This window comes from Coprococcus intestinihominis (assembly GCF_040096555.1).
In the GTDB taxonomy this organism is placed as follows: Bacteria; Bacillota; Clostridia; order Lachnospirales; family Lachnospiraceae; genus Coprococcus_A; species Coprococcus_A intestinihominis.
In genome coordinates this window covers 1-21,705 of the sequence record NZ_JBBMEK010000029.1, presented here as the reverse complement: position 1 = coordinate 21,705, position 21,705 = coordinate 1, and the positions used below count along the sequence as shown (strand labels likewise).

General features: G+C 46.7%; 26 protein-coding genes. 25 read left to right on the top strand and 1 reads right to left on the bottom strand.

Annotated features, from left to right (window positions below; genetic code table 11):
• The 22 genes from WMO25_RS04100 to WMO25_RS03995 form a co-directional block, all read left to right on the top strand.
• Nucleotides 1-433, top strand: a 433-nt coding sequence (locus WMO25_RS04100) for a phage portal protein (protein ID WP_349084204.1), incomplete at its 5' end; no start/stop codon positions are given.
• Nucleotides 417-1,205, top strand: coding sequence for a head maturation protease, ClpP-related (locus WMO25_RS04095; RefSeq protein ID WP_059085966.1), 789 nt, complete (start codon nt 417-419; stop codon nt 1,203-1,205). The genes WMO25_RS04100 and WMO25_RS04095, both read left to right, overlap by 17 nt.
• 12 nt (nt 1,206-1,217) lie before the next feature.
• Entirely contained in the window at nt 1,218-2,678 is a 1,461-nt protein-coding gene (locus WMO25_RS04090; protein WP_173692392.1) for a phage major capsid protein, read from the top strand.
• A gap of 7 nt (nt 2,679-2,685) precedes the next feature.
• On the top strand, nt 2,686-2,988 hold the full coding sequence (locus tag WMO25_RS04085) for a hypothetical protein (protein ID WP_117684553.1): 303 nt from the start codon (nt 2,686-2,688) through the stop codon (nt 2,986-2,988).
• Nucleotides 2,969-3,397, top strand: coding sequence for a hypothetical protein (locus tag WMO25_RS04080; RefSeq protein ID WP_117684551.1), 429 nt, complete (start codon nt 2,969-2,971; stop codon nt 3,395-3,397). Before WMO25_RS04085 ends, WMO25_RS04080 begins: the two co-directional genes overlap by 20 nt.
• Entirely contained in the window at nt 3,387-3,758 is a 372-nt protein-coding gene (locus WMO25_RS04075) for an HK97 gp10 family phage protein (RefSeq protein WP_349084202.1), read from the top strand. The genes WMO25_RS04080 and WMO25_RS04075 overlap by 11 nt, the downstream gene beginning before the upstream one ends.
• Nucleotides 3,755-4,081 carry a hypothetical protein gene (locus tag WMO25_RS04070; RefSeq protein ID WP_349084200.1) on the top strand — a complete coding sequence of 109 codons (327 nt, stop codon included), beginning with the start codon at nt 3,755-3,757 and terminating at the stop codon, nt 4,079-4,081. Before WMO25_RS04075 ends, WMO25_RS04070 begins: the two co-directional genes overlap by 4 nt.
• Before the next feature lie 3 nt (nt 4,082-4,084).
• On the top strand, nt 4,085-4,699 hold the full coding sequence (locus WMO25_RS04065; RefSeq protein WP_349084198.1) for a major tail protein: 615 nt from the start codon (nt 4,085-4,087) through the stop codon (nt 4,697-4,699).
• Nucleotides 4,700-4,711: 12 nt separating this feature from the next.
• The gene (locus WMO25_RS04060; protein ID WP_349084196.1) at nt 4,712-5,101 is read left to right on the top strand and encodes a hypothetical protein; all 390 of its coding nucleotides are present in this window, start codon (nt 4,712-4,714) and stop codon (nt 5,099-5,101) included.
• Nucleotides 5,102-5,276: 175 nt separating this feature from the next.
• Nucleotides 5,277-8,723, top strand: a complete 3,447-nt coding sequence (locus tag WMO25_RS04055; protein ID WP_349084194.1) for a phage tail tape measure protein — start codon at nt 5,277-5,279, stop codon at nt 8,721-8,723.
• The gene (locus WMO25_RS04050; protein WP_349084192.1) at nt 8,723-9,472 is read left to right on the top strand and encodes a hypothetical protein; all 750 of its coding nucleotides are present in this window, start codon (nt 8,723-8,725) and stop codon (nt 9,470-9,472) included. The genes WMO25_RS04055 and WMO25_RS04050 overlap by 1 nt, the downstream gene beginning before the upstream one ends.
• Nucleotides 9,473-12,583 (top strand): phage tail protein, encoded by a 3,111-nt coding sequence (locus WMO25_RS04045; RefSeq protein WP_349084191.1) that lies wholly within the window; start codon nt 9,473-9,475, stop codon nt 12,581-12,583. It begins immediately after the preceding gene.
• A 10-nt stretch (nt 12,584-12,593) separates the two neighbouring features.
• The gene (locus WMO25_RS04040; RefSeq protein ID WP_117684535.1) at nt 12,594-12,950 is read left to right on the top strand and encodes a hypothetical protein; all 357 of its coding nucleotides are present in this window, start codon (nt 12,594-12,596) and stop codon (nt 12,948-12,950) included.
• Complete coding sequence (locus tag WMO25_RS04035; protein WP_158553871.1) at nt 12,934-13,092, top strand: hypothetical protein; 159 nt, start codon at nt 12,934-12,936, stop codon at nt 13,090-13,092. The genes WMO25_RS04040 and WMO25_RS04035 overlap by 17 nt, the downstream gene beginning before the upstream one ends.
• A 2-nt stretch (nt 13,093-13,094) precedes the next feature.
• The gene (locus WMO25_RS04030) at nt 13,095-15,404 is read left to right on the top strand and encodes a coiled-coil domain-containing protein (protein WP_349084188.1); all 2,310 of its coding nucleotides are present in this window, start codon (nt 13,095-13,097) and stop codon (nt 15,402-15,404) included.
• A gap of 388 nt (nt 15,405-15,792) precedes the next feature.
• On the top strand, nt 15,793-17,019 hold the full coding sequence (locus WMO25_RS04025; protein WP_349084186.1) for a reverse transcriptase domain-containing protein: 1,227 nt from the start codon (nt 15,793-15,795) through the stop codon (nt 17,017-17,019).
• Nucleotides 16,967-17,323: a hypothetical protein gene (locus WMO25_RS04020; protein ID WP_117684531.1), complete on the top strand. Its 357-nt coding sequence runs from the start codon at nt 16,967-16,969 to the stop codon at nt 17,321-17,323. Before WMO25_RS04025 ends, WMO25_RS04020 begins: the two co-directional genes overlap by 53 nt.
• Nucleotides 17,316-17,522, top strand: coding sequence for a CD1375 family protein (locus tag WMO25_RS04015; protein ID WP_117684529.1), 207 nt, complete (start codon nt 17,316-17,318; stop codon nt 17,520-17,522). Before WMO25_RS04020 ends, WMO25_RS04015 begins: the two co-directional genes overlap by 8 nt.
• On the top strand, nt 17,519-17,689 hold the full coding sequence (locus tag WMO25_RS04010; protein WP_158553870.1) for a hypothetical protein: 171 nt from the start codon (nt 17,519-17,521) through the stop codon (nt 17,687-17,689). The genes WMO25_RS04015 and WMO25_RS04010 overlap by 4 nt, the downstream gene beginning before the upstream one ends.
• Before the next feature lie 23 nt (nt 17,690-17,712).
• Complete coding sequence (locus WMO25_RS04005; RefSeq protein ID WP_310593064.1) at nt 17,713-18,150, top strand: phage holin family protein; 438 nt, start codon at nt 17,713-17,715, stop codon at nt 18,148-18,150.
• On the top strand, nt 18,137-18,352 hold the full coding sequence (locus WMO25_RS04000; RefSeq protein WP_118064067.1) for a hypothetical protein: 216 nt from the start codon (nt 18,137-18,139) through the stop codon (nt 18,350-18,352). Before WMO25_RS04005 ends, WMO25_RS04000 begins: the two co-directional genes overlap by 14 nt.
• 51 nt (nt 18,353-18,403) lie before the next feature.
• Nucleotides 18,404-20,167 (top strand): hypothetical protein, encoded by a 1,764-nt coding sequence (locus WMO25_RS03995; protein ID WP_349084183.1) that lies wholly within the window; start codon nt 18,404-18,406, stop codon nt 20,165-20,167.
• Between the two features lie 60 nt (nt 20,168-20,227).
• Here WMO25_RS03995 and WMO25_RS03990 read toward each other — a convergent pair whose 3' ends face one another.
• Nucleotides 20,228-20,731: an SHOCT domain-containing protein gene (locus tag WMO25_RS03990; RefSeq protein WP_256299958.1), complete on the bottom strand. Its 504-nt coding sequence runs from the start codon at nt 20,729-20,731 to the stop codon at nt 20,228-20,230.
• Nucleotides 20,732-20,854: 123 nt separating this feature from the next.
• Here WMO25_RS03990 and WMO25_RS03985 point away from each other — a divergent pair, with 123 nt between their 5' ends.
• The 3 genes from WMO25_RS03985 to WMO25_RS03975 all read left to right on the top strand — a co-directional run.
• Entirely contained in the window at nt 20,855-21,106 is a 252-nt protein-coding gene (locus WMO25_RS03985; RefSeq protein WP_117684521.1) for a helix-turn-helix domain-containing protein, read from the top strand.
• Between the two features lie 72 nt (nt 21,107-21,178).
• Nucleotides 21,179-21,358, top strand: a complete 180-nt coding sequence (locus WMO25_RS03980) for a hypothetical protein (protein ID WP_158553869.1) — start codon at nt 21,179-21,181, stop codon at nt 21,356-21,358.
• Nucleotides 21,359-21,471: 113 nt separating this feature from the next.
• Nucleotides 21,472-21,705 (top strand): hypothetical protein (locus tag WMO25_RS03975; protein ID WP_349084181.1); only part of this gene is annotated, 234 nt, incomplete at its 3' end.

Below are 21,705 nucleotides of genomic sequence, written 5' to 3'. Positions count from 1 at the left end.
CCAGTATGATGATATTTTTGATTTCACGGCCAGAGGATTCTCCATGCCGCCTACACTGGCCAAGGGAGACGTGCAGGACACAGAGAAAGCAGTGGACGAGATGCTGACGTTTTGTCTGGACCCGCTTGCACAGATGCTTATGCAGGAGATTAACCGCAAGAGGATTGGAAAAAACGGGATACAGAAAGGGACAAAGCTGCAGATCGACACCATGAGAGTCAAACATATTGATATGTTCGACATTGCAACATCAGCAGACAAGCTCATCAGCTCCGGAATCTATACAGTGAATATGATTCTGAGAGCACTGGGAGAGATTCCGATAGATGAGGACTGGGCAGACCAGCATTTCATCACGAAAAACTACTCAACTATCCAGGAAATCCTGGAAGAACAGCAGAAAGGAGGTGGGAAGAATGCCAAGACAGGATAAAGTATTTGTATGTTTTCAGAAAGCAGAGGACGATACTCACAAATTATACATCTATGACGATGTGACAGCATACGGCACATTTAACTGGAGCACATGGAGCTATGAGGAATCGGAGACATCTGCAAAGTATTTCCAGGAGCAGCTTGCAGCCATTCCTGATACAGCAACCATTGAGCTGCATATCAACTCAAACGGAGGATCTGTCAAAGAGGGCGTGGCGATCTATAGCCAGCTGAAACAGAAGAACTGCAAAAAGGTTGGATATGTGGATGGAGTTGCCTACAGCGTAGCGTTCCTGATCCTGCAGGCGTGTGATGAGCGCGTCATGGGACTGGGAACATCTGCATTGATTCACAATATGTGGATGAGTGTGGATGGAAACGCCAAAGAACTCAGAAAAGCAGCAGATGATCTGGATACGCTCATGGAGTCAAACAGACAGATCTTTCTGGAAAAATCAAACCTGGAAGAACAGCAGCTCATTGACATGATGGAGGCAGAAACATTCCTAACACCGGAGAAAGCTCTGGAATACGGCCTCATTGACCGGGTAGACAGCTACCAGGCTGATGATAAGGATGTACAGCAGAGACTGATGAGCCGCGTGCAGCAGCTGTCCGGTGTGATTGCACAGCAGAAATCATTCCGGGAACAGTTGGAGTCTATGCGGCAGCAGGGAGGAGAACCAAAACCTCCGGTACCGACTCCAAAACCAGAGCCGGAAGAAAAGAAACTCACAAACCAGTTAGCAAAATTATTCCAAAATATGTAAAGGAGAACTGATATGAAGAATAAAGACGTATTAGCAATGGAAAAGGCCAAGATCGTTGAAAAAATGAATCAGGCCATCAAAGATGACGATGCAAAAGCATTCAGTGAGGCGTTCACTGAGCTGTGCCAGAAGATTGAGGACAATGTTCTGGAACAGGCCAAAGAGATGCTGGTGGAGCAGGATGCAACAATCCTGGCACAGAGAGGTGTACGCCAGCTGACATCCAAGGAAAAACAGTATTACGAGAAAATCATTGAGGCTATGAGATCCACAGATCCGAAACAGGCTCTCAATGACGTTGAGGTGGTTATGCCGGAAACAATCATTGATTCTGTCTTTGATGAACTCCAGACAAACCACCCGCTTCTGTCCAAGTTGAATGCAACCACAGTGACAGGTCTGACAAGAATGATGATGAATACAAACGGCGAGCAGAAAGCAGCATGGGGCAAGCTGACAGCCAAGATCATCGAGGAGCTGACCTCTGGATTCAAAGAGGTAGATGTAACACAGGAAAAACTGAGCGCATTCCTGCCGGTTTCCAAGGCTATGCTGGATTTAGGACCGACATGGCTGGATACATACGTGCGTCAGGTGCTCTATGAGGCACTGGCAAACGGGCTGGAGTATGGTATTGTACAGGGAACTGGAAAAGATGAGCCAATCGGTATGATGAAACAGGTCGGAGAGGGCGTTGTTGTGACGGGCGGAAAATATCCGGACAAAAACGCTATCAAAATGACTGCACTGGACATGACACAGATGGGAAATGTTACAGCAATCATGGCCAGAAACGACAAAGGACAGGCAAGAACTGTCACAAGCCTCATTTTGTTGGTTAATCCGGTGGATTATTTCCGCAGAGTGCTCCCGGCCACAAGGATGCTGACTCCGGATGGAATCTATGCATCTGTGCTCCCGGTGGACGCTGAAATCATTCAGAGTGCAGCTGTTCCGGAGGGAAAGGCAGTATATGGAATGGCAACCAAGTATTTCCTGGGCGTTGGAATGGCTAAAAATGGAAAAATTGAATATTCTGACGAATACAGATTCCTGGAAGATGAGAGAGTATATCTCATCAAGCTGTATGCTCATGGTTTCGCACTGGATAACAATGCTTTCCAGGTTCTGGATATCAAGGATCTCCAGCCGTTACGTTTTAAGGTTGTAAGCGAGACAGAAAAAGCAAAGACAGATGACGCAACACTGGCAGATTTGAAAGTTGGTGCACTGAAACTGTCTCCTACATTTGCAGCAGGAACCACAGAATACACAGCAACCACACAGAACGCGTCCAACACAATCACAGCGGTACCGGCAAGTTCCACAGCGGAAATTGAGATCACGGTGGGAGATGTGAAAGTGACAAATGGAGCAGCAGCAAACTGGTCCGAGGGTTCCAATACTGTGACTGTAAAAGTGACTGACGGAGCACAGACAAAGAGCTACAAAGTAACAGTGACAAAGGAGTAAATGAATTATGGCAGACGATAAAGACAACAAGCTCCTAAACGAGATCAAAAATTATCTGGAGATAACCTGGGATGATTCCCTGGGAGATGAGAAGATGAGGGGCATGGTCAAAAGAGGAATGGCTGCCATAAGCGGAAAAATAGGGGAGTGCAATTTCTATGAGGAAACTCAGGAAAAAGCGCTCCTTTTTGATTATGTCATGTATGCCAGAGCGGGGGAGATACCTCAATTCTGGCAGAATTACAGAGATGAGATCATTTCTCTGCAGATAGACAGAAAGGTGGACGGATATGCCGCGGATCAGCAGTAAGCATTTTGAAAATTTTGGAGATGGCCTGCTGACAATCTGTGAAGCAGACGAACGGAGTCTGACTAGAACAAAACTGGAGCATATACGTTTTGGAAACAGGACGGTAGGCGTGACCAGATACTGGCAGGCGCAAACGGCCGGAAACCAGGTGGATAAGCTCCTGGCAGTTCCACTGGAGATACTGGATGCGGAGCAGATCGAGGTCAACGATGTGATTATTCTGGAAAATGAGACGGACTGGTTATGGGATAACATGACATTTGACGAGTCAGAGATGAAAGACCGGGCCGGACATTATCAGATTAAGCAGGTACAGCCGAAGTACGACACGAAACCACCGGCGCTGTACCTGTCACTGGAAAAACTGGTGCACCCATTCAAAGACGGGAGGGATTCTGGTGGCGGTTAAAATTGGAGATCTGGCCAAGGCTGTCATGAAAGAGCTGGACGATTATGGCGTGGCAGTCGGCCTGGAGGTTGAAAAAGTATCCAAGGAAGTTGCCGAGGATACGGCCAAAATGCTGAATAAAACATCTCCAAAGCTGACAGGAGACTATGCAGCGTCATGGACTTACGGGACAGGAGAGACCAAACGGACAAAGCATACAATGGTTGTCCATGCGGAAAAACCGGAATACGCTCTGACACATCTCCTGGAAAAAGGCCACCAGAAGCGAAGTGGCGGAAGAACCAAGGCCATAGTGCATATTGCACCTGCAGAGGAGGCAGCAGTAGATGAGCTGGAAAAGGAGCTGAGGACGAGATTATGACCAAAGATCAAATTGAACAGATGCTGGGAGAAATGGGAATCCCGTTCAGATATCATCATTTCACACAGAAAGAGATGCAGGACATCCCGCTCCCTATTGTTGTATGGCTGACACCGGGAACAGATAATTTTTTCGCAGATGGCAAGACATACAAAAAGATCAAGAAACTGGATATTGAACTCTACACAGATGACAAAGACTGGGAGTTGGAGAAAAAGCTGGAGGAAGTCCTGGACAAATATGGCATTGCCTGGGAACAGACGGCATCTGAATGGCTGGAGTCGGAGAAAATGTGGGAGTCATTATATGAAATGGAGGTATAGAAAATGACTGGAGCAGAGAACAAAGTCAAGTACAACATTAAAAACGTTCATGTGGCCAAGCAGACAGAAAAGACCACAGAGGGAGCTACTACATACACGTATGATACTCCGAAAAGTATTCCTGGAGCGGTCAGCATCAGCCTGGACGCACAGGGAGAGATTTCCAAGTTCTACGCGGACGGAATTGCGTACTATGTGACAAGCGCAAACAACGGATATGAGGGAGATCTGGAAATGGCACTCATTCCGAGCTGGTTCCGCGTGGAAATTCTCAATGAGGAGCAGGATAAAAATGGTGTTCTGGCGGAAAATGCGAACAAAACAACAAATCCGTTCGCTCTACTGTTTGAGTTTGATGGAGATGTGAAAGCAATCCGCAGATGCTTATATAACTGCACCTGCACCAGACCGTCTATTGCATCCGAGACAAAAGAGGAGACAGTAGACCCTGGAACAGAGACACTGACAATCACAAACAGTCCGAGAAAAGACGGTCTGGTAAAAGTACAGACAGGACCGGACACAGCAGATGGAACATATACAGGTTGGTACAACAAAGTATATGAGCCGGTTGCCGTGACAAGCGAGGCGGCACAGACAGCTGAAATAAAGAAATAGGAGGGATAGATCATGCTGAGAAAAAAGGTGGAAATTGATGGCAGAGAGGTAGAGTTCAAGGCATCCGCAGCGGTGCCGAGAATCTACCGGATGAAATTCCGCAGAGATCTTTTCATGGATTTGCAGAAGATAGCAAAGTCTGTGAAAAAGAAAGGCAAAAAAGAGGATAAGGAGTCAAGTGAGATTCCGATTGAGGACCTGGAAATGTTTGAAAATATCGCGTATGTCATGGCGAAGCACGCAGACCCGGAGAATGTACCGCCGGATATCATGGACTGGCTGGAACAGTTTAACACATTTTCCATTTATCAGATCCTGCCTGCCATTCTGGAACTCTGGAATATGAATGAGGAGACGAAAAGTCAGGCAAAAAAAAACTTAGACCGAGTAGCCGGGAGCTAAACACTCCATTATTTCTCCTGAGATGCTGTCAGGTCGGGATCTCTATCCGGGATCTGGATCTGGTTACGGTCGGAATGGTCATGGATATGTTTACTGAGCAACAGAATGATTCATACAAATATCCAAGAATGGCCACACAGGAGGATTTTGACAAGTTCTAAGGAGGTGGAACGGGATGGCAGCAGGCCGGAATATCAAAGGAATAACGATTGAAATTGGCGGAGATACCACAGGCCTGCAGAAAGCCCTAAGCGGTGTAAACGACAAGCTGAAAAATACTCAGGCACAGCTGAAAGACGTGAACACTCTGCTGAAATTAGATCCATCAAATACGGTGCTGGTAGCGCAAAAACAGGAATTACTGAAAAATGCGATAGCAGACACAGCAAGCAAATTGGACACGCTGGAGGCGGCACAGAAAGATGTGACAGCAGCTCTGGAGGCCGGAAAGATTGGCCAGGAGGAGTACATGGCTTTCCAGCGAGAAGTTGAGGCAACCAAGGCAACATTGAGCCGATATCAGTCAGAACTGGACGGATTAAACACCGAACAGGACAGACTGGCTACAAATACCGAACGTCTCAGCAAATTATTTGATGCTCTGGGAGCGGACGTGGATGATTATGCGGACGTCCTGGGCAGTAAGCTGGTAACAGCAATCAAAAACGGATCTGCATCATCAGATCAGTTGAAACTTGCCATTGAAAAGATTGGAAGATCAGCCACAGACGGAAAAGCTGACATCAAACAGATGACAGACGCTCTGGACACGGTTGACGATGGACAGGCAATCAAAAACCTCATCCAGGACTTAAAAGAAGCAGGAACACAGGCAGACAACACATCAGAACAACTGGACGAGATGGGGAAAACCATCTCAGCAGGCGCATTGATGGAGGCTGCCGATCAGCTTTCTGGACTGGGGGATAAAATAACAGAATTAGGAGACAAAGCAAAGGACGCTTTTCTGGAGACACAAGATGCCACAGTAAAAGCGTCCACTTATTTTGGAGAAACCGGGAAAGCGGCTGAGGAAACAGCCGGAGTCATCAAGGACGTATATGCTGAGGGCGTGGGAGATTCCATGGACTCTGTATCAAATGCAGTCATTACGGTCAAAAAGAACCTGAAAGATCTGGATGAGACTACACTGACACATCTGACAGAGCAGGCAATCACGCTGGATGAGCTGTATGGAATTGACATGAATGAGACTCTCCGAGGTGTCAACAGCCTCATGGAGCAGTACGGACTCACGGCACAGCAGGCCATGGACTATATCGTAAAGGGTACACAGAATGGCCTGGATAAGACAAACGAGCTGGGGGATAACCTCTCAGAGTATTCTGGAAAGTTCGCTCAGGCCGGTTATTCCGCTCAGGAGTATTTCCAACTATTGCAGAACGGACTGGACAATGGAGCGTATAACCTGGACAAGGTAAACGATGCCATTAACGAAGTCACGACCAGACTGGTTGATGGAACAATAGCGGATTCCCTGAGCAAAATTGATGAAAAGACCGGGGAGGTACAAGCCGGAACCGGAGGCTGGAGCAAAGAAGTTGAGGATGTATTCAAACAGTGGCAGCAGGGCGGAGCTACACAGAAAGATGTTATTGATGCCATTGTGACAGATATTCAAAACACAGAGAACCAGCAGGACAAACTGAACAAAGCAGCGCTGGCATTCGGTACAATGGCCGAGGACGGCAATGCGAAGTTTATCGAGTCGCTCACTACGGTAGGGGACACCTATGATGACGTGGCTGGATCAGCAGAGAATATGTTCGACCAGTCCACGACAGACTCCCAGACGTTTGAGGCAAGCATGAGACAGCTGGAGCAGAGTCTGGTTCCGCTGGGAGAGGCACTGATGAATCTGGCTAACAATATCATACCGCCGATTGCCTCTGGAATAAAAACGATAGGAGAATTTTTCGGAAAATTACCAGAACCGGTACAGAATTTCGTGGTTATACTGGGGGCTGTGATTGCCGCCTTTACCACTCTAGCCCCTGCCATATTGGCCGTGATAAATATCGTAAATATTTCAGGCGCGGCAACATTGGGGCCGATTATCGGAATCATTGCCGGTGTAGCTGCAGCAATTACCGCGATTATAGCCATTGTGAAAAACTGGGGCGCTATATCGGAGTGGTTTGGAGAAATATGGGAGAAAGTGAAAGAAAAATGCTCTCAGGTGTGGGAGTCGATCTGTTCATTTTTTACCGAAACAATACCGCAGGCATGGGACAGTCTGGTATCAAAATTTCAAAGCATCCCGGAGTGGTGGGCAGGAATCTGGCAGCAGGTCGGAGATTTCTTTTCTCAGATCTGGCAGTCAATCTGTTCATTCTTTACGGATACAATACCGCAGGCATGGCAGAACGTGGTTTCATGGTTCCAGGGCATCCCGGAGTGGTGGGCAGGAATTTGGCAGCAGGTGGCTGATTTCTTCTCAGGAATCTGGCAGTCCATGATGGAAAACCCTGTGCTGTCATCAATCGTAACAACCATACAGGAATTGTGGCAGAATGCAGTCACTACACTGCAGGGCATCTGGTCAGGTCTGACGGAGATTGCATCAGGAGCCTGGGAGTTGCTGAAAAATACGATACTTGCACCGGTGCTTTTGTTGATCGACCTGGTAACGGGAGATTTCACTCAGTTGGCGTCCGATGCACAAAATATCTGGCAGAATATCCAGGGCGCTGCATCACAGATCTGGTCTGGAATACAGCAGGTGGTCACATCATTTGCAGAGGGATTGGTCACTCATGTGGTCACTCTGGTTACAGGATTTATGGACACTTTGTCAAGTTTGTGGGACATGATAAAGCAGACGGCGCTCAATACCTGGGAAAATTTGAAAAATTCTGTGGTTCAAACAGCAACAAATTTGAAAGATTCTGCAATCCAGGCGCTACAGAATCTGAAAGAATCTGCATACCAGAAGTGGCAGGAAATGAAGCAGAACGCACACGACAGCTGGGAGAATTTAAAGAGCAGTGTGGTTCAAACCGCACAAAATCTGAAAGAGTCAGCGGTGCAGGCGTTCCACAATATGGTTTCCGGAATCGGAAACGCACTGAGCAGCCTGGGATCAACTGTGCGGAACGGATTTTGGTCAGCAATCAGCTTTATCACATCACTGCCAAGCCAGGCAGTACAGTGGGGACGAGATTTCATAGACGGAATAGTTTCCGGAATCAGGAACGCCATTGGCAGAGTCAGAGATGCCGTGTCAGACGTGGCATCTACAATCCGCTCATTTCTGCATTTCTCAGTGCCTGATGAGGGACCACTGACAGAGTATGAGTCCTGGATGCCGGACTTTATGCAGGGATTGGCTAAAGGCATCGAAAAGAGTAAATCAGTGGTGGCTGATGCAATCGAGGGCGTGAGCAAAGACATGACCATCAATGCAAACGCAATGATGGACCAGAGCAACGCAAAACAGACAAACGCCATCATGAATATCACATCATTGCTGGCTCAGTATCTGCCATACCTGGCCAAGAGCTTAAACATCGAATGGGATACCGGAGGTGTAGCAGCGAAACTGGCAAGAGATATGGATAGAGAGCTGGGTATCCTGGCAGAGGAGGGAGGATTCCTATAATGGACGCAATTACAAACGGAGCCACGATTGAGATCGTGGCCACCGGCGAAAGATTCCACACTCTGAATGACTGGGGACTGGCTATAGGAAACAATGATTATATTGGAGATGTGGAACAGGAAAACTATTATGTGGACGTGCCTGGAGCGGATGGCTTTCTGGATTTCTCAGAAGCCATCACAGGCCGCCGCATATTCAAAAACCGTCAGATCAGCATCGAGCTGGGCGGTAAGAAACCAAGAGACAACTGGGATATTTTTATTTCAGACCTTAGAAACCTTGTAGAGGGCAGAGAAATCAAGGTCATTTTCGACAATGACTCTGGGTTCTACTGGACAGGCAGAGCATCTATCCAGGGATACGACAGAAATAGGGAGATAGGCACATTCACATTGGCCATTCCGAAAGCTGACCCATACAAGTACAATGTGGCGGATTCTACAGAGGACTGGTTGTGGGATTCGTTTGATTTTGAGACTGGGATCATAGACGAGGGTACAGAAATTACGGTCAAGGCCGGAGAGACAAAGACGTACACAATCGTTCCGGATCAGATGCCGTTCGTTCCGACAATATACGTGAGCGTTCTGGGATCAGCGGGACTCAAAATGACAGCAAATGGGGAAACCTACACACTGATGAAAGGAAAGAACCGTTTTGCGGATATCACAGTCAATACAGAGGACGTGGTGCTCAGTTTCACTGGAACGGGCACACTCACGATCCGGTACAGGAGGGGGTCACTGTAATTGTATAAAGTTAAAATGGACGGTCAGACCCTCTACTATCCAGGAGATAAAGAGGCGGTACTGACCAATCCAACGCTAAACCTGCAGACGGGATATGCGGGAACCTTTGAGTTTTTGGTACCGCCAAACAATCCACTGTATGACAAGATCAAGAACCGGAGCAGCATGGTCAGTGTGTTCCGGGATACAACAGAAATATTTTACGGAGAGGTCCGGAAACAGCCAAAAATAGACCGTTACAGAAACAAAAATGTCTATTGCGCCGGCGCAATGAGTTTCCTGGCGGACTCCATACAGCCGCAGGCTGAGTACCATGATATGACACCACGGCAGATGCTGGAGACGTTTCTGGATATTCACAACAACCAGGTAGAGGATAGAAAAAAGATCTATCTGGGAAAAGTGACCATTACAGATGCAAACGATTCCTTATACAGGTACACCAACTTTGAGAACACGCTGAAAGCGATCAGAGAGAAACTGGTGGAGAAACTGGGAGGATATCTGAAACTCCGGCATGAGAATGACAAGCTATATCTGGACTGGATCACACTGGAAGAATACGGAAAGTATTGCAGCCAGCCGATTGAGTTCGGGCTGAATATGCTGGACTACTCACTGAGCAGAACGGCGGAAAATATTGCCACAGCGTTGATCCCGCTGGGAGCACGTCTGGAGGGAGAGTCAGAGATTGATGCTCTGGAGAAGTATGTGGATATTACCAGCGTAAATGGTGGATCAAATTACATTTATAACCAGAGCGCGGTGGAAAACTTTGGGTGGGTGTGGATAACTAACACCTGGCAGGACGTAACAGAGCCATCAAACCTGCTCAGAAAAGGAAAAGAGTGGCTGGAGGATAACCAGTTTGAGGATTTAACACTGGAACTGACAGCGGTAGACCTGTCCATGATGGATAGTGACTATGATGCTTTTGAGTGCGGAGATAGGATTCAGTGCAGAGCCAAGCCATACGGCATGAACAGAGTTTTTCCGGTCATGGAGATGCAGATTCCTCTACAGAAACCAGACGGAGCAACACTGACACTGGGAGAGAACAGAAAGCTGACCTATACAGAACAGCAGAGCAGAATCTATTCCGGAGTCACAGCAACAGCCGAGGAACGCCGGAAAATCCAGAATCAGGAAGTCCGGGCGGCCATTGATAACCTGACAGCAAAAATGACAGGAACGGCCGGAGGATATCATCTGGAAGAATTTGACGAAAATGGACTCTGGCTCAGAGAGCTATACATGGACGCTCCGAGCAAAGAAAAGGCCACAAAGATTCTGCAGATAAACAAGGAGGGCATCGGAGGCAGTCACAACGGATATGCAGGACCGTACACAGTGGGAATGACACTGGACGGACAGATTATAGGCGAACGGATCACGGCCAACTCTGTCAGCTCAGAAAAGCTGACGGTTGAGTATAAATCCGAACTGGAGGGGAAATTCTCACAGGCCACAAAGAATGCCAATGATTATACAGACAAGCGGGAAACCGCTGTGAAAGAAATTATCACAACTAGCATCAAGTCGGTAGAGGACAAGATACAGCTGGCGGTTACGGATCAGAAAAGCATCACGAACCGGTATGATTATATCAAAGGCGGAGACAACCAGAGTCTGGACGTTTCAAAGTTCACGGCATCGACCAATGCCACAGTGGCAAAGAGCACAGCCGGGAATATGAACGCCATCCTGATGACCAAAACAGACGGAAACACAGCATCAATCCAGCAGAGCCTGGGAACATTGCCGGCAGGCACCTATGAGATAGAGGTTAAGGTGTACACGCCTACTGGAAAGAAACCGAGCTATTGTTATTTTGGCTTTTCCGGAAATACAATCTCACAGTATCTGTCAACGGTAAACTGTGATAAATGGTACACGCTGAAAAGAACCGTTACCTACACAAGCGCCGGGACAAGATCCTTTTATCTTTCTATTACTGGATCATCAGGACAGCAGATCTATCTGACGGATATCCGGGTACTGAGAAATGTGAAAGAACTGATTGACGATGTGGACGCAAGAATCACGGTAGAGGCCGGAAAGATCACTCAGCAGGTATCTGAGATGTATGAGAGCAACAGTCATAACTATTGCACAAACGGATCTTTTTCAGATAGCGAAGATAAGTTCGCTGGCTGGTACCGGTCTAACAATACACAGATCACACAGAACACGTTTTCCGGAAAATCATGTGCTCAGATCACGAACACGACTAGCACCTATTATCTACGGTGGTATCAGAAACCGTTCGACAAAAAGGGAAAAGTCAGAGTAAGGTTCAAAGCGGCCTGTGCATCAGGACAGGAGAAAACAGCCAGAATCAGAGTGACAATAGATGGAACGTCACACTATACAAATGCAGGAGACTTGAGCACATCCTGGAAAACATTTGAATTTGAGAATGTTGCAACACCGTCATATTTTTATACATATTTCTACAATAACGTGGCCAATACAACGGTATACATCACAGACGTGGAAATCATGGGATATGCGGCGGCCTATACTGAGTCTCAGTTGAAACTGACAGCCAACGATATCACGGCGGAAGTCACAAGAGCGAAAAAAGCAGAGGATACACTGAAAAGCAGTATCCAAGTAAATGCGGATGCTATCAAGCTGAGAGTGTCAAAAGGAAAAATTTCCTCAGAGATCAGTGCAGAGTCTGGCTCTATTTCAATTAAGTCGAACAGAATCAGCATCAGTTCCACAAACTTTACGCTCACGGCATCTGGATATGTAACCATGAAAGGTGCAAGTTGTCAGGGAAGTTTCGAGGCGAAAAATGGCGAATGGTGGATAAAGATGAGCTATGGAGAAATCACTGGAGGATACGGCGGTTCGACCTATGGATACATTGATTTCAACGGAGCTTACAACAACACCAACGAACACACGTTGAGAATCATGGGAAACACTTGCGTGGATATCAAAGGAAAGCTGTGTACAGCTACCAGCTGGAACGCTGGAACAGTATACACGACTTACACCGGAACGCGCAGAAAAATCACGAATATAAGAGACATCGGAAACGGAGCTATAGAATGGTCGTGGACAGATGAAACCTATAGAAATGGATTATTGATGGGATAGGAGGAGAATCATGAACGTAGGAGCAATTTTGGATAATGTAGCAGGAGAACTGGACGCACAGGTGCTGGCATATATGCAGGAGTACGCAATTCCACCGAGCCTCATGGATAAGGTGCTGGATAGAATCCAGTCACACATGAGGCAGATGAAGTCAGAAGAATACGCCCAGGAATTGATGAAAACACAGATTGATCTGGCGGTAGCCAATACGGAGCAGACCGGCACAGAAGAACAGCAACCAAAATCAGGAACAGAGGTGGATGATATCGAAGATTTCAAGAAAAAAGTTGGAATAAAGGGAGGAGACAAAAATGCAGACATTCTCAGCGAAGAAAAACAACAGAGCAACAATGATAAGACCGTATGAGTTGGCGCTGTATTGCGTCCAAGGATATGATATCTGGCAAGAGACACCGGAAGAAAAAAGGCTTGCGAGACCAGGACATCCGGAGGATCTGGAAACGGTAGCTCTGGAAGATACAGCCCATACGATGAAGTTAGGAGGTTAAACATGGCAAACGTAAGGAAGTACACGGAACAGATTGCCAGCGCCAAGAAAGGAAAGGACGTCAGAGCTGCGATTGTTTCTGCAATCAATGAGGTGTCTGATGAGAATAATACATACAATCAGACAAAGGCGGACATCCAGGCGGCACAAAAGTCAATCAATGCAGACGTGACAAAAAACCAGCAGACACAGCAGGCATTTAACAGTAATTTGCAGGAGGCCAAGGAAGTCCAGAAAGACCTGACGGCTAAAATGAACAAAGGGACTACACTGGCGGAAAACCTGGAAAAGAAGAACACAACAGCAACCTCCCTGGACAAGAGCCTGGGAGAAAAAAATACAGCAGCCACAAAGACGGTGCAGACATTAGAGGCAGACATCGCGGCAGCAGGACAGGCAGAAAGAAGTCTGGAGGCAGATGTGACAGCGGCCAACAAGGCAGCTCAGACTTTAGAGGCGGATACCACAGCTGCAGGAAAAGCAAAGCAGAGCCTTGAGGCAGATATCACGGCAGCAGGACAGGCAGAAAGAAGTCTGGAGGCAGATGTGACAGCGGCCGGAGAAGCCAAAACAAAACTGGACGCAAGTATCAAAACATCTGGAGAAAACATCACAGCCATGCAGAATCTGGTCCAGAATGCTGACCAGATCAAAACAGGACTGGAGGCTGACCTGAACAATGCACAGCAGGCGTCAAAAGATCTGAAACAGAATACAGCAGCCAGCGTCACGAAAATTGAAACAGCTGGCCAGACACAGATCGATCTGATTAAGCAGAACGGAGGGGGCGTTGAAAATGCACTCTCCAATTATTTTGCACTCAGGAGAAACGGAAAGGTATTCACAACAAAAATTTATAAATGGGAGACCTCCACAAGCCCTGTGGGCGTGAAAATGAATGCCAATGAGAATATGGTTGCGGAGCCATCTGTGGGAAGAACAGAGGGCAGAGATGATTATGCTCAGTATGGCCTATTTCATCATTTTACCTGCAATTTTTCTGTAGACGAGAATGGTTTCAACCATGTAGATGCCCTGGAGGGCCAGATTGGATTTACCAAGTACGGCAAGGTGCAGGTCGGAGAGGTTACAATGAGCGCCTGGTTCGGCATCGAGGACACTACTGAGGCAGTCCTATATCATTATTCTGACAGCCAGACAGAGCTGACACCGTATCCGATGAAAGAATCTATCAATCCGGACGGAACAATCAGCCCATTCATGATCCATGCCAAGTATGCGGCGGGAGACATTGATGGAGTGCCGTATTCATCAAAAGGCCTGGCACCGGCCAATGGCTGCCAGGCAACACAGGCGAGAAATCCGGTCAGCTACACCGGAATGATAACCTATATGCACAAGCTGGGCGGTCACTATTGCGGCACGACAAGCTGGGATCTGTTCTATAGACAGCTCATGATGATTATTAAATATGCAACCACACACAGCCAGAGCATCATGGCCGGATGTACCTCATACAGCAATCAGAACCAGAACCTGGTAGAAGAAACCGGAGTGATGAGAGTGGTACTAACAAAGGCACAGGCGGCTGGTTATGTGATCGGCTCATATGTTTCCATCGGAGACGTTGGTTCAAACACAAACAGAGACCGGTATTTTTCCTATATACACAACAAAGCATACAGCGTCAAAGTTACAAAGATTGAGGACGTGGATGACAGCAATGCAGCAGTATATGTGGATGCTCCGGAGGCATTCGATACGACATTGACCACATGGATCACAACAATGCCATGGCACAGTGGAGCAACTGATGAGGTGGCCGGCTCAGACGGATCTGCGAACAGCAACACCAATGGGAAAGATCCATACAAGATCCAGGGCATCGAGACCTGTATCGGAGCCTATGAGGTTCTGGGGAATGTTGTCATGGATATTGTTACCGGTGCGGACGGGAATCCGGCCAGAGATGTCTATGTATGCGAGGATGCCAGCACACTGTCCAGCAACATTGCAACGGTGCGGGCAAATTATAAAAAGGCTATCGCACAGGTGGCCTATACAGCGGCATCCTGGAAATATATCACAGAAGAAACAACAGATCCGAACCTGGGCATCATGATTCCTACGAAAGCAGGCGGAGGCTCAACCACAGGATTTGCTGATGGACTGTATACAGATACAGGAACGTCAGGACAGAGAGAGTGGCTTGCGCTGGGCGATTTGAACTATGGCGCGTTTGCTGGCCTCTGGCATCTGACTGCGAGCACTGGCTGGTCGTACACGAACTGGAGTATCGTCTCTGGCGTTTCTCCGAACGGCACCAGGGGTGAATGGCAGGCAACAGCCTGACAGAGGGGCTTTCCCCTTATAAATAAATAACGGACTTGTAACGCTAAACGGGCGGTTTCCTCTGTGGCTTGCGCTGGGCAATTTGAACAATGGCGCGAATGCTGGCCTCTGGATTCTGAATGCGAACAATGGCTGGTCGAACACGAACTGGAATATCGTCTCTGGATTTTCTTGAAATTTATTTGAATTTCAGCGTTACATTTCGCTCTGTAGGAACGGAGCCACCGGAAAGCAGGTGCGTGGGGCATGTCCCCAAAATACGATTGAAGCCACACCGCCCAGCCGGGAGCCAAGGAGCCTGACTGGACGGGCGCATGGTGCAGTAGGCCATGACGCGGAGTGAGTAGAAAAACCGGAAACTCCTGTATCAAGAAACGAGGACTCACAGTTGAAACGATACTGTAAAAATATACGACTGGATAAAGACTGGATCATGGCCTGTATGCTGGAATGCTTTTCAGACAAATGGAAACGGCGTGATGTGGCAGGATTCCTGGCCGGGTATCAAACCGGTCAACCTCTGTCTGTCAGGGCTGTGAGCAGACTGATCCAGGAGAAAAGGAGCAATGTGGACCCGTTGCTGGAAAGAGCAGCGGAAGATCTGGCAAGGGAAATCAAGGAGCGTGATGTTCATTTCCCGGAAATACACTACTCCATGAGGTATGACGGAAACTCCGGAAAGCTCAGGGAGATAGGCGTGGAGAGCATAAAACAGCAGATATACAATTATGTAGCTGTCAATGCTCTGAAAGAATTATTTGAAAGAAAGATAGGAAAATATCAATGCGCCAGTGTGCCGGGCCGTGGCCAGGTATACGGAAAGAATGCAATAGAGAGATGGATTCGGAAGAATCCGGACAAAACGAGGGCAGGAGCCAAGGCAGATGTGCGGCACTGTTATCCATCTATTAACACAAGAAAGCTCATGAGATTTCTGAGAAAGCAGGTCAAAAATGATGACCTGCTTTATTTAGTGGAGACATTGATTGCATCGTACAAGCAGGGGCTATCCATCGGTTCATATTTGAGCCAGTGGCTATGCAATTACTACCTCAGTTTTGCCTACCACTATGCACAGCAAAAGCTCTTTAAGGTGCAGAAAAGACGTGGCCAGGAGAAACGGACAAGACTGTTCTATAAAATAATCTTTTATATGGACGATATCCTGATCCTGGGACCACGAAAGGTAGACGTCAAAAAGGCCATGCTCATGCTGATCCGATTTTTCAGAGAGGAGCTGGGCCTGGAGATAAAACCGAACTGGAAACTGTTCCAGGTTGACTATATCGGAAAAGATGGAAAGCATCACGGAGATTGCATTGATATGATGGGCTACAAAATTTATAGGGACCGCACAGAAGTCCGCCGGAGCATATTCCTCCGGGCAAGACGGGCATATCTGAGATTGAGAAAACAGGTGCAGCGGCGTATGGAGATAGCACTAGATCTGGCGTACCGCTGCATTTCATATTATGGGTGGTTCAAAAATTCAGATTCCAATCACTTCAAAAAGAAGTATGGAATAGAGCAACTGATGAAATACGCGAAAAGGAGGGTAAGCATTGAAAGCAAGATTCACAACAGAACAGCCGGCGGTCAGCTGGCAGCCGCTTGATAACGGAATGGTGGACGTGACAATCTGCCTCAATGGGCAGGAAGTTACAGAAGAAAATCAGCAGATGGTAGAAAAAGAACAGTATATCACTGTGACAGATACATTCTGGGAATATGATTTCCACCAGTTCCGGGAAAAAGCGGAAAACGTAAACCGTGAAGCTGTGGAGAAGAATCCGGAGAAATATCTGGAATATGAGCCACAGAAAGAAAAGACACTGGAACAAAAGGTTCAGGAGCAGGAGGAAACAATCAGGATGCTGAAATCATGCCTGCTGGAAATGTCGGAGGCGGTTTATGCGTAAGTTACTAATCAATTTATTTTTATTATGTACAGGAAAGGATGGTATTGCAATGATGGCAATGTTATGGGCACAGGAAATTATGAACCAGGAGACAGTAGAGGACGCAAAGAAAATGTATGAAAGAGTTCCACGTCTCTTAAAGACAAAAGTGAAAGATATTCTGGTTAGATCCGGAATGGGAGAGATCACAGAGGAATGATGACTAAGCTGAGAATTATATCAAGGCTATGGTCGCACATCACGGACTTGCGGTTGTATATCAGAGGACAGAGCAGCAAGACGCTGGAACAGATTGAGGACGAGCTGGATATAACGGAATACTACTGCAGGCCATACGCTGATGTGGACGATGTGGATGATGTATGAGGGCAGAGGGGAGGTGTAGAAAGATGATGAAAGAGCAGTTATGCACCACGGTTGGAATGGTCGGCGGATTCATAGCAGCACTTTTGGGTGGTTGGGATACAGGATTGCAGACGCTGATGATTCTGATCGGCATAGACTACCTGACTGGCTTGATTGTGGCCGGAGTGTTCCACAAGTCTACAAAGACGAAAAACGGAGCACTGGAAAGCAAGGCGGGATTCAAAGGACTCTGCAGAAAAGCCGTGATTTTACTGATCGTGCTGATGGCGTACCGGTTCGATATGCTGATTCATGTGAACTACATACGTGACGCCGTGATTATCGGATTTATTTCCAACGAGGCTATCAGCATCGTGGAGAATGCGGGTCTGATGGGGATTCCGATGCCGCCACAGATCACAAAGGCAATAGAGATTTTAACAAAGAAATCAGAGGAGGAACATGGAAATGAAGAAAATTAACTGGGTAAGAAAACTGACAAGTAGAAAGTTATGGACTGCAGTTGCATCATTCGTGAGCATGATGATTGTGGCCACTGGTGGAGCTGAGAACACAGCAACACAGGTCACAGCACTGATTATGGCCGGAGCATCCGTGGTGGCGTACATCATCGGAGAGGGTCTGACAGATGCAGCGTGCATCGAAGATGAGACAGAGAAATAACAGGAATAGGGGACGGGAAACCGTCCCTTTTTCTTTGATTGGAGGAAGATCATGGACAAAAAGCAACTTGAAATATTGACGAACATTATCGGAGGAGTGGAGTCTGGCGGTCAGGAATATGGACAACGTAGATACGAAGCATACGCCGGAAAGAGAGCAAACTCAGCGAATGAAAAAACCTGCACGTTGGGCTGGGCACAGAATTATGGCAATGAGGCCAGAAAACTCTGCCAGATGATTCTGAAAGAGGATCCGGGAGCATTTCGCGGAGCTGACACTGCAGGAATTGAGTCCAGACTGAGCCAGGACTGGGAGGCGATCGGCTGGAATCCATCTGCAACAGAGAAAGCGGCGCTGATCGCAATCATCACGACACCGAGCGGAAAGAAATGCCAAGATGAGCTGTTTGAGCAGCTGATGGAGACATACATCAAACAGGCCGTGGCATACGGAGTCAATACTGTACCAGCTCAGATGATGTGGTGCGAGATTGAACATCTGGGAGGCCCGAAACCGACAAAAAGAATTTTCGGACGTGCGGCCAAACCGTACACGCCGGATAGCGTCTATGCATCATTGATCCTGGATCAGCAGGATACATCAAACAACAACCAGGTTGGAGACAAGATGTATCAGTCCAGACATCAGTGCTGTGTGAAATGGATCAAGCAGTATGTAGGAGAAGAAAAGGAGAGCGCAGGAATGACAGAGAATGAATTGAGACAGATGGTAGCAAACAACATGAGAGGATGGATCGGACTGAAACGGTCAGATAGATCACACATGGTCATTATCAACTTATACAATAGCTGCCTGCCATTGGCCAGAGGGTACAAAGTACAACCAACAGATGACTACTGTGCAACAGGAGCATCCGCAGCGGGAATCAAGGCCGGACTCACGGACATTATTCCAAGAGAGTGCAGCTGTGGATATATGATTCAGCTGTTCCAGAAAATGGGCCGGTGGGTTGAAAATGATGCATATATCCCAGATACTGGAGATTTCGTGTTCTATTATTGGAAAGATGGAACGAATTATGCAACAACGGATTGTACAAGCTGGCCGGATCATGTCGGAATTGTTCTGGAGGTCAATAAGAACACCAGAGAGATTCTAATAGGAGAGTGCAACATGGGCGGCGGATTGGTCGGAACAAGAAAGATCACAATTAACGGCAGATATATCCGTGGATACGGAATACCTGACTATGCATCCAAAGCAACCGGTAAAGGAAACAGTTCTAATTCTGGAACGAACTCCGGAACAACTTCCAACGGATCAGCATCCGGAGGAATCAATAAGACTCCGAAGTGGGTGGGAGAAATCACACAGGACAATGTTCCGGTTAAGACCTGGGCAGGCAGCTCCACAAGCATCAAGTCCTGGCCGGTACTGGGAGCAGGAAACCTGGTGGATATTTGCGATACGATCAAGGACAACAGCGGCCATGATTGGTATTATATCCTGATTGCTAAAAAGGTTTATGGTTTTGTAGATTCATCGTATATCAGACAGGCTGGATCAAATTCCGGAAACAGCTCCAACAAGGCGCCGACATACAAAGTGGGAACAGTGTACGCTCTGCAGGTTGAACTGAAAGTGAGAACAGGAGCAGGAACAGGCTGCCCAACCAAGAGCTACAGCCAGCTGACACTGGACGGACGGAGACATGATAAAGATCATGATGGATGCCTGGATGCAGGTACTCAGGTAACGTGTCAGGCTATCAAGAATGTAGGCAGTGATATATGGATTCTGGTACCGTCTGGATGGATCGCGGCATACTATGATGGAAATGTATATGTGAAATAATATCAGACATGTGACAAACAGAAAGGCCCCGGCAAAATGCCGGGGCTTTTTGTGATTTCTTTAAATGCTAAGCAACTGAGCCTTTTTGGCTTCAAATTCCTCATCTGTGATTGCTCCAATATCAAGCAACTCTTTAAGCTTTCGTATTTCATCAAGATTAGAGGCTGTAGCGGAACCAGCGGAGCGTTCATGGATATAATTTTCAATATATTCTTTTATTTCAAGAATCAGATGATCCTCTTTTTTAGAGAAAGTGATGGAATTTTCATCTTTTACAGCTCCGGAGACGCCGTTTCGTGCATCTCTGCCGCCGATGAGAACAATCTGCAAATATCCAGTGGTAAATCCGGGTTTTTTGTATTGTACACCGGAAACATTATTGAGATCATAGGTCTTTTGCCCGATCAGTCCCTTATTAACAGCATTAGTGAAACCACGCGGCTCTACCGTAAGAAAGTTATCGTGAATAGTTACATTGAATTTTCCGTTGCTTTTCAAATGTATAAGAACGGTATTACTATCAGGGAACTCTTTTTGCTTATCAGCTTTTGTGAATAAATCCATAGTGCATCCTCCTAGATAAATGTGAAAATTATAGTCATGCTGACCTTTAACACAATTATGCTTTTGAAATGTGGTAAAGTCAAGAAAAATTCTGATTATTAACACATGATAGGGGCGTACCGGATGAAGATATACGCATACAAGGGAAAAGATAACTTGTGCGGGGAACGCATAAGGTTGGCGAGAGCAAAAAACAGAATTACACAAAGTGATTTAGCGGCGCGTATGCAGGTGGCCGGAGTTGCGATAGAACGAGATTCAATAAGTCGCATAGAAAGAGGCACAAGAATCGTAACAGATTATGAATTGAAAATATTTTCTAAAGCACTGGGCGTGAGCATGGAATGGCTGACTGATGAAAGTGGGACACTGTAACAGTATGTTACGGTGTTTTTTTCTTGTAAAAAATACACCCAATGAGTAGAAAATGATTGACAAATGCACTCAATGGGTGTATTATATAATTGTAGCAAGGGAACAGCAGGAAAGGAGTTAAACATGGAGAACGAAATGAGTAAAGCAGATCTGATAGCAATGTTAGTATCAATAAGAGAAGTAGCGAGAACAAACGGAGAAACACATACAGTAGAACATATTGAAAAAATCCTTGAAGAGGTAAGAAAGTAAAATAGAATAAAGGGAACACACGAGGGGCGGATACCTAAACAATCCTGCTAACCGCCCCAAGTGCTTAATTAGATTATAGCAGGAAAAAAATAAAAGGCAAGAGGTGTAATAGAATGAAAGCAGTAAAGGGATATACAAAAAACGATTATATTGCAATCTGCAAAGAGGAAGAGGGCGGAGAGGTCTTTAATTTCAAATCAATGTGCGAAGCTGTCGAATATATTGCAAAATTCTTGCCGGGTTCTTCAAAAAAAGAAGCGGTTGCAAGAATTATCAATGATACTAATTGTGACTGGGTTTTCTTTGAAGATGAAAGTGTTATTTTTAGATACTACGGAAAAGGATAT